The organism is Synechocystis sp. FACHB-383 (assembly GCF_014698605.1).
GTDB lineage: Bacteria > Cyanobacteriota > Cyanobacteriia > Cyanobacteriales > Microcystaceae > Synechocystis > Synechocystis salina.
The window spans coordinates 12,076-25,110 of record NZ_JACJTJ010000019.1 but is presented as its reverse complement, the minus strand read 5'-3'; the positions used below and the strand labels follow the sequence as shown (position 1 = coordinate 25,110).

Sequence of the window (13,035 nt, the reverse complement as noted above, 5' to 3'; positions counted from 1 at the left end):
GGCAGTCAGAAGACATGTTAAAGGCTAATACCATACTATACGACAGCTTTTTTGTGACCAATAATTCGAAAAAAAGCGAAAAACCTGCTCTGTTAGCCCCGATTTCGCCTGCAAAACTACTCTACGTCCCCACTGCCCCCAGGAGCCTGCCAGGTGGCCACTGACCTCAAGCTAGGGGGAATAATCTCATCATAGGGAAATTCCAGTAGGGTTTCCGACGTCATCAGATAGCCAGAATTGAGAAAAAATAGTAACAGTCTCCCCAGGGCTACCCACACCGCCTCGTCGAATTCCCAATCCTTACCCCGCCCACTATGGCAGGCGATCGCCTGGAGGGCCCAAAAGTAATTATTACGAACAATGGAACCGCCCTTTTTATAAGCTGGTAAATCCTCAGCGGCAATGATCAGTAAATCCGCCGCCGCCAACCAACATTTCATTGACACCTCAACTAAGCCAACAGAGTCACCACAGGGGATTAAAAAAATTAAAGGAAAGCCTGGGAGATAAGTTCACAGGTTCTTGACAGCAACCTGGGGAGACTAGAGATCCACCACCGCTTCCACCTGCATTTGACCATCAATGGTGGCCTGGCAAAGCACCTGACTCTGCACAACACTGCAAGTGCCTGCGGCCTCTGACAAGGTTTCGTCAACAATGCCATCTTCCGCGGTCCAGAGGAAAGTACCAATGACATTGTATTGATTGTTATTCAGCTTCCCAGCAGCCAGCAAAGGTTTGTCATTGTATTCCAATACAAAGGAAAAGCCCATCTCGTCGGCATTGTCGTAGTGGAAATTGATCGTGCCATCCCCCTCCGTTACGGACAGTTGATTGCAGTCCATGGCAATTTCTTCGGTGGGATCTTTTAACCGTACTGCACATTGCTGGGCGGCGAAAGTGGTTTGGGTTTGGACACTTTCCTTGAAAATGGTTTCCTGACTGCGAACGGCAGGGGCAAACATTATTCCCCCCAGGGCAGTGATGGCCGCCATCAGAGGTATGGGAGCGGCAGGGTTAAGAATTTTGGTGAACATAATCAATAATGGCCCTGGTTAGGCCTTCTAGGGTATATTCCGTTGCTTCAATGTCCACCTGTCCCAATTCCTGTAAACAGCGCTCGGAAGTTTGGGGGCCAATGGAAGCAATCTGGCAATGGTTAATTAAACATCGCCAATCTTGGTAACCGTCAGCTTGACTATTTTTGGCTAACAGTTGCCGGAAGTGGGTGACGGTTTTGGAGCTGGCAAAGGTAATCACATCCACATTGCGGTTAAGGATACTTTGCCACACTTCTTCGGGCATATGGGCGGGGCAAGCGGATTGATAAGCGGGCACTTCCGTCACCAATGCTTGTTTTGCTCTCAATTCCTGGACTAATTGGGCCCGGCCGCCACTTTCCACCCGGGGAAAAAGTATTTTTAATCCTGCTGGGGGCTGGGGAAAATGTTCCACCAGGGCATCAGCAATGAAATCCGGTGGAATGAAGTCCGGTTTGATGCCAAATTTCTCTAGGCTTTGGGCGGTTTTTTTGCCCACTACGGCTAACTTTAACCCCGCCAGAGCCCTACTGTCCCAACCATGGTGTTGCAATCTTTGAAAGAAAAACTCTACCCCATTGGCCGAAGTTAGAATTAGCCAGTCAAAATCCCCCAACTTGGCGATCGCCTGGTCGACGGGTCGCCAGTCAGTGGGGGGAACAATTTCCAGGGCGGCCATAGCTAATACATTGGCACCTTGCTGTTGCAAAAGTTCGGTAAACTGGCTCGCTTGGTCGGCGGCCCGGGTAACCAGAATAGTTTTTTGGGCCAGGGGCAGGGGGGTCAAGGCAGGGACAATCCTTTGATCAACAACATCCCCAACGACAATTACCCCTGGGGCCAGGGACTGTCCTTGGGTTTTTTCCACCATATCAGCTAGGGTTCCCCCCCAGGTTTGTTGTTCCGGTCTGCCGGCGTTTTTAATTACTGCCATGGGGGTGCCAGGGGATTTACCCGCCCGGAGTAACTTATCCACTACCACCGGCAAATTTTTAGTCCCCATCAGAATCACTAAAGTGGGCAACTGGGCCAGAGCAGGCCAAGGCCAACCATGGGGATCATGGCCGTCCATGACAAAAAAACCCGTGCCGGTGTCTTTCGCTGTGAGGGGAATACCTACTAGTCCTGCACTGGCGATCGCCGAGGAAACCCCCGGTATCACTTCATGGGCACAATGGTGGGCCACCAGGGTTGCCAGTTCCGGTAGAAGGCGACCAAAAATCCAGGGGTCACCGCTTTTCAGCCGCACCACCCGTTTACCCAGGCGGTAATGGTCTAGCAATAGTTGATTGATTTTTGCCTGGGGAGTGCTGGGTTTCCCTGCTCGTTTGCCAACAAAAATCCGTTCACAATCCGGTGGCAGCAGATCGAATAGCTCCTGGGACACCAACGCGTCATAAATTACCACCTCTGCCCTACCCAACACGGCGATCGCCCTTTGGGTGAGATAGGCCACGGGCCCCAGACCAGCCCCCACCAGATAGACTTTAGCTGCGGCAAACGATGGTGGTGGCACAGTAATCATGGCTATTGGCAATAAACTAAAAAATCATACTCCCCTGGCAAAAATTTGTTCAAGGGGCAGGGTTTTGCCATCATCTGAACTAAGAATAGGGAGAGCCAGGGTCCAATGCGGAGTTTCTACTCAGCGGCGCAAAAATTAGGTTGCCTTGGAGCCGGGGCGATCAACTGGGGACACCAACGCATTATGGGTGAGGTAGTTTTTCAGCCATTGTCGACCCTGGTCCAAAAGCTGGGGTAACGTTTTCACAGGCCAAAGCTTGGCAGTACCGTCGGCCGAAGAAGTTAAAACCCAGTGGCCATCAGGGCTAAATTCCGCTGACCGCACCCAATTACCATGGCCTTCCAGGGTGACCAATTCCCTTCCAGAACGGTCCCAAAGCCTAGCGGTGCCATCGTTGGAAGCGGTGACAAGCATTTGTCCGTCGGGGCTCCAATCCACAGTGCCCACTAAACCCTGATGGCCATATAGCACCGCTACTGTTTTGCCGCTACGGTCCCAAAGCCTAGCGGTGTGGTCGGCAGATACGGTGGCAATCAAGTCCCCCTCGGGGCTAAATTGGGCCTGGTAAACAATGCTTTGATGGCCAGCTAAGGTCAACAAGGGACGACCGAGGAAATCCCAAATCCGGGCGGTGTTATCCACGGAGGCTGTCAGTATATAACGGCTGTCAGTGCTAAATTGGGCAAAATACACTGGCCCTTCATGGCCCCGGCATACGCCCACCTCCCGGCCAACAATTTCCCAGATGCCGGCTGTATTATCATCCGAGGCTGTGACGATAAATTGGCCATCGGCACTAAACTCCGCCGCAAAAATAGTCTTTTCGTAGTGTCTCAGTACCGCCAATTCCCGGCCAGTATTATTCCAAACCCGAGCGGTGCCGTCTTTGCTAGCAGTGACAATATACTGGCTATCGGAGCTGAAGCGCACATTCAAGACCGCATCCTGGTGCCCCCGCAAGGTGGTCAATTTTTTGCCCAACACATTCCAAATTTGAGCAGTTTTGTCCGCCGACCCCGTTACAATCCATTGACCGTCCGGGCTAAATTGCCCTTCTCGCACCCAGCCTTGGTGATCCGCTAACACGGCAATGCATTTTCCTTCCATGGTCCAGAGGCGAGCCGTTTTATCCCTAGAAACAGTCAACAGGCGATCGCCTTTGGGGTTGAAATGGGCATTGCGTACCCAGTGGCTGTGGCCGGTGAGAGTGATGGTATTTTTCGGGGAAATGTCCCATTGACGGGCCGTTTGGTCAGCGGAGACAGTGAAAATAAAACGACCATCGGCGCTAAAATCAGCGTCGTAAATTTCCTTCTGATGGGCCTGTAAAACGGTGAGCAAATTGCCTTCCTTCGTCCAAAGTCGGGCGCTGCCATCGGTGGAACAGGTGACAATTCTTTGGCCGTCCGGACTAAAACGGGCCGCGTGGATATTGTGGTCTTGACCCCGGAGCGTGCCCAAACATTTACCATGGCGACTCCAAAGCCTAGCAGTACCGTCATTGGAAGACGTGATGATGTACTGGCCATCGGGACTCCAGAGGGCATTGTTGACCCAGTTTTGGTGCCCCTTTAAAACAGCAAAGCATTGACTGCTCAGATCCCATAGCCGGGCAGTGCCATCGGCGGAACAGGTGACAATCCATTGGCCATCAGGGCTAAATTGGGCGTTGCGTACCCAACTGGTATGCCCCTGGCAAAGGCCAATTTCCCGACCTTCTAGATCCCATAACCGGGCAGTGCCGTCCCGCGAGGCAGACAGTAAAATTTGTCCATGGCAGTTGAATTCAGCATTGCGGACCCAGTCGGTGTGGCCCTGGCAGAGGGTGAGTTGTTCCCCGGCAAAATTCCAAATGCGTACGGTATTATCCTGGCCACTGGTCATTACAAACTGATGATGGGGACTAAAATGCACACTCCTTACCCAGTCTTCGTGACCCTGGAGGGTGGCGACTTCTTCCCCATGGCGTTGCCAGAGTTTAACGGTGTGATCGGCGGAGGCGGTGGCAAAATATTGACCATCGGCACTCCAGTCCACTGCCGTGATGGCCCCTTGGTGTCCCCGCAAAATGTTAATCAGTTCACCGTGGAAAGACCAAAGATACGCAATACCGTTGCTGGTGGCTGTGAGCAATAGGGGGGGAGTGTTGTCCATGGGAGGACTGATCCGCAGACCGGTGACTGGCCCATCGTGTTGGCAACGGTTACATTCATTGATTTGAGCCAAAATGCTGTGGAGAGAAAGCCAGGGGGCCAGGCTAGGATATTGCACCAGAGGAGTTTCCGCTGTGACTAGTTTTTGTAGTTCCTGCCCGGTTTTAACTGCCGCCAGCAAGGCCTCCAGGGGATAGGAGACAAATTGTTTGAGAATGAACTGGCATTGCTTTTCCAGATTGATACCAGCCAGTAATTTTTGGTATTGCAATTGAGCCGCTTTCAATTTCTGGGCCGCGGCCTGTTCCTCCACACTGGAGCCTGCTTCCAACTCGGCAATTAAATCTTCGTTTCCCTGTTGGCGATCGCCAGAGGATGGGGCCATTAAATTGGGATTGGCTTTACTCCCCCGGCGGCCAGCGCTAATGACGGCGGGAGTGGAGATAGCGGCACTTTTCCCTTGGAGGGCATGGGCTAAATGGGGCGTACTGAGACGGTAATAGGGCACCGTGGCTTGGTAAATCACGATAATTAATCTGCCCCGGAGCAATAGAGCCAGCAATAAATGCAATTGCTGAATGTCTTCTTGGGCAAACTCCGGTGGATTATCCCCCTCTGATTCAGGGACAGAATAGAGCGCAGTTAGTAACTCATATTCGGTTTTGAGGCAAAGACCTTGCTGTCCATCGGCCAGGCTTTTGAGTAATTGCAGGGCTTTTTTGAGTAGATGGGGGGGCAGAAAAGCCAAATAGGTTTGGACGGCAAAGGTCAACCATTCATCTAACTTTTTACCCTGGTAATTCGCTGACTTAGTAACTTGTTGTTGTTCCAAGACAGTTCCCAACAGTTGCAAATCAATGGGATGGAGCCAGGGCCCCTCTTCCCAACCGCCCTCCATCGCTAAATCCCCCAAAAACTGGGACTGCAAACTAGGGGGCCAAGGGTGGCGACATTGGGCCATGGCCTGGGCCAACCAACTTTCCGCTTGCCCTAGGGTGAGGGGGGAGATGGCCTGGTATTGCAGTGGGGGCAGGGACTGTTCTTCCTCCAATTGCCCCTTCAGCTCCCCATAAAAGTCGGCGATCGCCGTGGGGGGTAAAGAGATTAACAGACGGACACCTTGGGACGGGCCAGTGGTTAACAACCATTGCCACAGTACCAGAGCCAATTCCTGTTGGCGCAAGGAAGGACTTTGTTGCCAGGGTAGGGAGCCGTTTTCCCCGTCTAATATCAACAGCAAGTCCAATATTGGTAGGGCTTCTAGGGCAGAGGCTAACTCCGGGGCTGTAGCTTGCCCCAAGGAAGGCAGACTAAAGCGTTCCCCCAGGTGAACCCATAACTTTTCCGCCCAGCGCGGAGTAAACTCTACTAAAAACACTCGGTCTGGGGACATTTGTTGCAACACTTCCCCCGCTAACCAAGAAGTTTTGCCTCCCCCGGGCTCCCCTGTTAGGACCAACACTGGCATCGGCTTTTGTTCCCAAACCCTTTGCAGGTCATGCCAGGCGAGGGAAACTGTCTTTGGGGATTGCACGGCAGACAAACCCTCCGTACTGCCCCCCAGAATTTTTTCCGGTGCTAGGGGATGGCGATAAATACGTTGTTCTGGCCAACAGGGAAGGGGCCTGGGACCAATGAAGGCTCGCTGACCTAAACGGTATTCCCTGGTTTGATATTCCTGGTCAATGGCCAAGGCTGCCAGCCAATCTTCCAACTGTAAATAGCATTCCCGTAATTCCACCAGAATGGCTAGGTATAGACGGGGATTATCGTCAAAGGACACCAGGGTTTGGGCCTGGCGCAGGGTCATCAAAGCTTCTTTAATCTGGTCATTGGCCAATTGCACTCGACCGGCAAGGTAATGCAAATTTGCCAAGCAGGGACGATAATCCCGATCTTCAACTTCCTTAGAACGGGTTTCAAAGGCTCTTTTGAGAGCTTCCTTAGCTTCGTCAAATTTCCATTGCTCCACCAGGGCTTCACAAAGGTAACCATGGGCCAGGGAAATTAACCCCTGTAATTCCAATTCTGTCCAAGGCTTTTCCTGATTGCGCTCCGGGGTGGTGTCCGTGGCAGCAAAGGGGGAAAGTTGATAGAAAAAAATCAGGCTGTTTTCGGCGGCTTGTCGCAGTTGCTCCCAGTCTTCTAGCCCCCGTAGAAGTTCCCCCACCAAGTTGAGGGTTTCTCCATGAACAAAATGCCATTGCTGATTTTCCAGGGCGGCGATCGCCGTTTGGGCATAATTACGGGTTTGTTGCCAAAGTTGATGGGCACGGCTTTTTTCTCCGTAGGCTTGGAGTAGGGAGAGATAGCCCAACCGTAGACTCAGCCAAATAATTGGCTCCGTATCCCCCAGCAGTTCCCAGACATCCAAACTTTCCCGATAGTGGCACTGGGCCTGTTTTCTGCCCATTTCGCCTTGGCTTTCCCGGGCCAAACCCTGTAACAGGGATAATTTAGCTTGGAGGAGGCTAATCGGCTCTAGTTCGAGGTTATGCTTTTGGTCAACGATCTCCCCCAACCAATGGGGCAAATTAACTAACATTTCCCGGCGTTTCTCCAGGGTCAATGGTGCGGGTTCTGACCAAACACACTGCCAGAGTTCATCGGTGCATTGCTCCAGATCCCCTGCCCCCAGCCGTAGATCAAACCAATGGCTTTTGCCGTCCAAGAAAGTCTGTAGGCCACGGAAGGCTTCTTCTATGGTGGGGGGAACCAGCACAACCCAATGGAAATGTCTCTCTCCACAGCGTTGTTGCTTTCCTTGGGCCAATTGGGCCAGAAAAGTTTGGGGATCGGGTTCTTCAGTCAGGCCAGTGATGATAATAACGTCGCCTGTAAACTGTTCCCATTGCTGTAAAACTCTGGCCAGTTGCTCCTTTTCCGCCGCATCCAAAATCAGAACGTCGCCGGCGATCGCCGTGTCGTACCAATCTTCCACCCAGGTGAATTGACCGGCTAAACAGAAATAAAGGTCATCCTGGGCCGCCGGTTGTCCAACCCTATCAGCGAGGGATTGTAAAAGTTCTTGTTGCTGGGTAAGGCAGGATAACATAACAGCCATCGGTGTGAAGTTAGTACAATTACTGGCAAGGAAAAAATTATTTGACCTGTGAAGTTTTGCTTAATCTACGGTGGACACCGCCGCAAGACTGAGCAAATTTAATCAAAAATAGCGGGGAAAGCTCCAGGCCTCAGCTTCAATTTTAGTGACAAGATGCCAGCGTTGACACGGCCAGGGACGGGAGCAATTAAGCCATGACCAACGGATATCCATTGGGGCATGATTCATTGACTTGGATTCGGAATCAAAGCAGTCAGCAAAGTTTTTGCTCAACAAATCCTTGATGTTGCCCCAATATTTCATCTCCAGCAAAACTGGCTACACCGTATATTTTCATCTCTAACTATCTCTAACTGCCAATATTTTGACTATTGGCTAACTTAATTAGCCTAGTCACATCTGCCCTGGCCAGTTCCAGAGACACAGAAGCTATCTAGTGGAGTTGCGTCTCAGGCGCTCCAATTCCGTTTCCAATTCCCACTTTTTGAATTCCGCCTCCAAGGGATCCAACTCCCGATGATAGGTTTCCCCGGTATTGCCTTGATTCCAGCCCATGGTGTCCGTAGCCCGCCTTTGGGCCTCAGATGCTTTTTGCTCAGCCGCCATTTGTTTGGCTTTTTGCTGTACTTCCTTTTGTCGTTGCTGAATTTCCTCTATCAAACTTTGAGCTTGGCTGATCCGTTTTTCTGTCCCCGCCCGTTGCCCCCACACTTGATTGCCCTGACGCAGTAAGGTGGCTTCCCTTTCCTGGGCTCCTTGGGCCAAATCTTCTCGCCCAGCGGCCTTAGCCTGTTGAATGCGGCTATGCCAAGCTTGAATATCCTGGGCTAGGTTGAGAATTTGGGTTTCCTGGTCCTGTTTTTTGCGCTGTAGGTCTGTCAGTAAACGGCGGGCGTCGGCTTCCTGTTCCCTCAACTGTTCTAACAGAGCTTCCAACTCCAGATGGGGGTTGTTTTGCAAAAACTCTTCCAGACGGTCTTCTAAAAAACGGCCGACATCGTCAAACAAGCCCATCGCTACAATCTTCCCAAAAATCTACTAGGTGCCGTAAAAGCTTTTTCCTACTCCAAGATACCTTGTTTTTTTCTCCCATCACTGGAGATCGATCAAGACCCTGACTCTTTCTCGGCGATCGCCAAAGGTCCAAATAAATTAGGGCAAACTAAAAGCTTTGTCCTACCTCTAGATATCTTGTTTTTCCTTGCCGGGACAGAATTGCTTGCTGACTATTTACCGCTGCCAATTGCCAACCGCTACTACCGATCGCCTCACCGATTTGAATGCGCTGGGTCATGCCATTCCAGCGGAATAGGGCCGAGGAGCGATCGCCGGATTCCAGGACTCCCACTAGGTCATGTTTAGTCTTACTGGGCACCATGGGGGTGGAAGGGGGAGCCGCCGCCACGGGTTGGGGGGGAGTGGCCATGGCTGGGGCCGCTTGGCCATTGGGGTAAACGGGGTAATAATACCTTTCCACCACAGTGGTACTGCCGGGGGCAACCGTGGGCAGATTGCCGCCATTATTTTGGGGCACAGCACCGGGGGGCGGTGGGGGGAGGGGAATGCCCTGGTTGGCTGGGGCGATCGCCACCGTGGTTTGGTTGGGGGTTGCTGGAGGGTTAACACCAGCGGGAACGGGGGAAGCCGGCAATGTTTGGGGCTGTTTAAGGGTTTCTAGGGACTGTTGCAGATAGACGATAAACTCCTCATCTGCCTGATCCACGGTGACCGTTTCCGTTGACGATGCCGTGGTGGGAGTGGGCTGCCGGGACTGGAACACCAACCAAAAACTGACTAGGAGCAGATAGACAACGCCACCACCCAGAAAAATTTTGTCGAGGTGCTTCAACCACCAGGGCTTAGCATTAGCAGAACTGCCTAACTCTTCATATTTGTCCATTGTCCCCACCCATGGAAAAAAGATGTTGCCCATTCTAGCCCAAAAATTCCCCCCCTCTAACCTCTAACCAAGATGAGCAACCCTGGTAGTTAAATATTCCCCCTCGTTGAGATCCACCAGGCGATCGCCAAAGCCGTCTTTACCCCAGAGCTGGAACTGGTTGCCCTGGAGGGAATGGAGTCGTTGTTGATTGCTATAGAAATCGCAGGTGGAGGACTCGGGCGTCTGGGCAGTGGAATTTGTCCCCACCATGGTCAATAAACGATCTGCTTTGCTGGTAAATTGCACCACCGTTGTCCCCAAATCACCAAAATTACCGAGGCGCACGGCAGTTAAATCCAAACGTTTGCCGTAACCTCCCTGGGTCAACAGCAGAACTGCCTCAAGGGGGGAGGCCATCAATACCCCCACTAACTTTTCCGTCTGGCGGAGTCGCATTGCTTCTTGGCCCTGGGCGCTGGGGCTAGAACAAGTGAGACCAACTTGGGCCACATCAAACCTTAGTAAGCGACCATTGCTGGTGGCAATAACCAAATTTTGGTCAGGGGCATTATCCATGGGCGTAACCCATTGGGCAAACTGGAGGCGATCGCCATTTTTTAGCTTGATCAAACTCAAACCTCGTTGGCCCAGCTCCTGCAATTCCTGACCAGCGATCAGTTTGACCCGACCCTGTTGACTAACTAGGAGTAAATCCTGGGGCCGTTCCGGAGACGGTAAAAACCCCTGGAAAGTAACGGCGGTGGCATCCCGCTGGGCTGACTTGGGCAGCATACGGAGCAGGGGAATGCGGGTAACGACCAGGGGCGGCAAATCTGCAATCGCCACGGGGAAAGCTTTACCGTGGTCACCAATCACAACCAAAGTTTCCCTTCCTTGAATAGGGCGTTGCTGAGTTAAGGGTTCAAAACAGTTGCTTGAGGTTAACGCCTCCGGATGCCAGCCAATTTCCCCCTGGAGATTGATGCTGAGAAAAGCATTAGGTGGAGGTGTTTGGGGCGTAAATAGGGTGAGGGGATTCTTCTTGGCAACTAGAGCTTGTTTACTGTTTTCCCCGATCGCCTCTGGACTTGGTTGGCCTGGTTCCGGAATATTGGTCGGTGAGTTTTTGAGGGCTAGGGCTGAATTTCCCCGCCTCTCAGCCGGGGCGGAGTCGGTGGATTGGGCGGGGACATTGTCTAACAACAATTGTTCTGGTTCTGATGGCTCTGCTTTCTCCTCCATGGCCAGTCCATCTTCCTGTTCCGTCTGCAACTGGGTTTCAACCAGGGTGGTTTTTGGTGCAGGTGATTCCTTTTCTGCCACTGGCAAAGGGGTAATTTTAGCCGGCATTCCCTGTAATATTTTGGTCCGTCGCTCGTCGGCAAACTTTTTCTTCAAACCCCGCAACTCTTTTTTGAGGGCTTTTAACCGTTCCTGGCGATCGCCGATGAGGGTTTCTAGTTGCTGGATGCGTTGGGCTAAATCAGTGTGTTCCCGCACCAACTTTTCCCGTTCCAGTCCGGTAATGCGTCGCAGGGGCATCCCCAAAATGGCGTCTCCTTGGGGCTCGGAAAGACCCAACCTTTGCTGGAGCTGAATTTTGGCTGTGGTGCCATCGGAGGCAAAGCGGAGAATTTCAATTAGGGTGTCGAGGTTTTCCAAGCCAATTAGTAAACCCGCCAACAATTCCCAACGACGACGGCTTTCCCCCAACTCATTTTCATACTGCCGCAGGAGGGTGTCTTCCCGGAATTGCAAAAATTCTTGGAGAATTTGTCGCAGCGACATTTGTATGGGCTGATTGTTGACCAGCGCCAGGAAAATTACCCCAAAATTGCTCTGCAAAGGGGTCATGCGATAAAGCTTTTTGAGAATGGTGTCGGCATTGGCATCCCGCTTCAACTCGATCACCACCCGCATCCCCGTGCGATCACTTTCATCCCGCAGGTCGGAAATACCGTCTAACTTGCCGTCATTGACCAAATTGGCAATTTTCTCAATCCAAGCGGCTTTGTTGACCTGAAATGGTAATTCTGTGATCACGATCGCCGTGCGATTATGACTGCGTTTTTTCTCCCCCCGGACGGTTTCAATGTGGCTCACCCCCCGCACCGGAATTAAACCCCGTCCAGTTTGATAAGCCTGGATGATGCCTTCACTGTCAAGAATATGGCCCCCGGTGGGAAAGTCTGGGCCGGGAATTAACTTGAATAATTCTTGGTCTGACAAATCGGGCTTGTTAATCAAACCAATCAAACCATCCACCACTTCCCCCAAATTATGGGGCGGGATATTGGTGGCCATACCCACGGCAATGCCGGAGCAACCGTTCAACAGCAACAGGGGCAACTGGGCCGGCACCACGGTGGGTTCTTCCTGGGAATTGTCGAAGTTGCCGGTAAAATCAACGATCGCCTCGCTGATGCCTTCCAACATGGCCCCCATGGCAATGGGCGCTAAACGGGTTTCGGTGTAACGCATAGCGGCGGGGGGATCATTGTCCACCGAACCGAAATTGCCGTGGCCAGCCAAGAGGGGATAACGGCTGGAAAAGTCCTGCACCATCCGCACCAAGGCGTCATACACGGACTGGTCTCCGTGGGGATGGTATTTACCCAACACGTCCCCCACCACCCGGGCACATTTCCTAAACGGGCGATCGGGGGTCAACCCCAACTCATACATGGCGTAGAGAATGCGGCGATGCACCGGTTTCAAGCCGTCCCGCACATCGGGCAATGCCCGGCCCACAATCACACTCATGGCATATTCCAGATAGGAACGTTCCATTTCTTCGTGGAGATCGGTGGGGATAATTTGACCGCTGGGGAAAGATTTTCTGGCCATGCCGCTGGGAACCTGTGCGCTCGTCAATTCGCGGCCAATGTTAGCATTGGAAAGGCTGATTCTCTTCCCCACTTTGCTGAGTAAAAGCTTATGACCACGGTTCTCATCGTTGAAGATGACCCCATGAATTTCCGCGTTTTTTCTAAAATTCTCACCAAGCGGGGGGGATTCACTGTCAAAGGCAGTGAGAATGTGGCAGAGGTGTTGGACCTAGCCCGGAGCAAGGCGGTGGACGTGATTCTCATGGATGTTTCCCTCTCCCGCAGCCATTACCAAGGCAAAGCCTACAACGGTATTCAAATTACCCAATTGCTCAAACAGGACCCCAGCACGGCCGGTTTACCAGTAATTTTGGTTACTGCCCACGCCATGGCCGGCGATCGAGAATCCTTACTAGCGGAAAGTGGGGCTGAGGGTTACATTGCCAAACCAGTGGTGGACCACCAAGCTTTTGTCCAACAGATTCAAGCCATGGCCGGTGGCATTGAAAACCCCAGCCTAGAGATTTAGCTTTAGCCTTTTTT

Annotated in this window: 8 protein-coding genes; 1 reads left to right on the top strand and 7 read right to left on the bottom strand. The window is 52.1% G+C overall.

What is annotated here, in order from left to right; all coding sequences use genetic code 11:
- Positions 1–116: 116 nt before the first annotated feature.
- From H6G45_RS03920 to H6G45_RS03890, 7 genes are all read right to left on the bottom strand, one after another.
- Positions 117–446 (bottom strand): hypothetical protein, encoded by a 330-nt coding sequence (locus H6G45_RS03920; protein WP_347338244.1) that lies wholly within the window; start codon positions 444–446, stop codon positions 117–119.
- Between the two features lie 96 nt (positions 447–542).
- Positions 543–1,037, bottom strand: coding sequence for a hypothetical protein (locus H6G45_RS03915; protein WP_190596812.1), 495 nt, complete (start codon positions 1,035–1,037; stop codon positions 543–545).
- Complete coding sequence (gene cobA, locus H6G45_RS03910; RefSeq protein WP_190596810.1) at positions 1,018–2,565, bottom strand: uroporphyrinogen-III C-methyltransferase; 1,548 nt, start codon at positions 2,563–2,565, stop codon at positions 1,018–1,020. Before cobA ends, H6G45_RS03915 begins: the two co-directional genes overlap by 20 nt.
- A 135-nt stretch (positions 2,566–2,700) precedes the next feature.
- Positions 2,701–7,782, bottom strand: coding sequence for a PD40 domain-containing protein (locus tag H6G45_RS03905; protein ID WP_190596808.1), 5,082 nt, complete (start codon positions 7,780–7,782; stop codon positions 2,701–2,703).
- Between the two features lie 429 nt (positions 7,783–8,211).
- Positions 8,212–8,796 carry a TIGR04376 family protein gene (locus H6G45_RS03900; protein WP_190596806.1) on the bottom strand — a complete coding sequence of 195 codons (585 nt, stop codon included), beginning with the start codon at positions 8,794–8,796 and terminating at the stop codon, positions 8,212–8,214.
- Positions 8,797–8,944: 148 nt separating this feature from the next.
- Positions 8,945–9,682, bottom strand: a complete 738-nt coding sequence (locus tag H6G45_RS03895) for a hypothetical protein (RefSeq protein ID WP_242018035.1) — start codon at positions 9,680–9,682, stop codon at positions 8,945–8,947.
- Between the two features lie 63 nt (positions 9,683–9,745).
- A complete protein-coding gene (locus H6G45_RS03890) occupies positions 9,746–12,511 on the bottom strand; it encodes a DNA topoisomerase (ATP-hydrolyzing) subunit A (protein WP_190596803.1) in 2,766 nt (921 codons plus the stop codon).
- A gap of 90 nt (positions 12,512–12,601) precedes the next feature.
- On the opposite strand from H6G45_RS03890, the gene H6G45_RS03885 reads away from it, so the two are divergent.
- Positions 12,602–13,021, top strand: coding sequence for a response regulator (locus tag H6G45_RS03885; RefSeq protein ID WP_190596801.1), 420 nt, complete (start codon positions 12,602–12,604; stop codon positions 13,019–13,021).
- Positions 13,022–13,035 lie beyond the last annotated feature (14 nt).

Excerpts from the sequence above, each read along its gene's own strand:
- H6G45_RS03915 (WP_190596812.1), bottom strand. The coding sequence starts at position 1,037 with ATGTTCACCAAAATTCTTAACCCTGCCGCTCCCATACCTCTGATGGCG.
- cobA (WP_190596810.1), bottom strand. The coding sequence starts at position 2,565 with ATGATTACTGTGCCACCACCATCGTTTGCCGCAGCTAAAGTCTATCTG.
- H6G45_RS03905 (WP_190596808.1), bottom strand. The coding sequence starts at position 7,782 with ATGGCTGTTATGTTATCCTGCCTTACCCAGCAACAAGAACTTTTACAA.
- H6G45_RS03900 (WP_190596806.1), bottom strand. The coding sequence starts at position 8,796 with ATGGGCTTGTTTGACGATGTCGGCCGTTTTTTAGAAGACCGTCTGGAA.
- H6G45_RS03895 (WP_242018035.1), bottom strand. The coding sequence starts at position 9,682 with ATGGACAAATATGAAGAGTTAGGCAGTTCTGCTAATGCTAAGCCCTGG.
- H6G45_RS03890 (WP_190596803.1), bottom strand. The coding sequence starts at position 12,511 with ATGGCCAGAAAATCTTTCCCCAGCGGTCAAATTATCCCCACCGATCTC.
- H6G45_RS03885 (WP_190596801.1), top strand. The coding sequence starts at position 12,602 with ATGACCACGGTTCTCATCGTTGAAGATGACCCCATGAATTTCCGCGTT.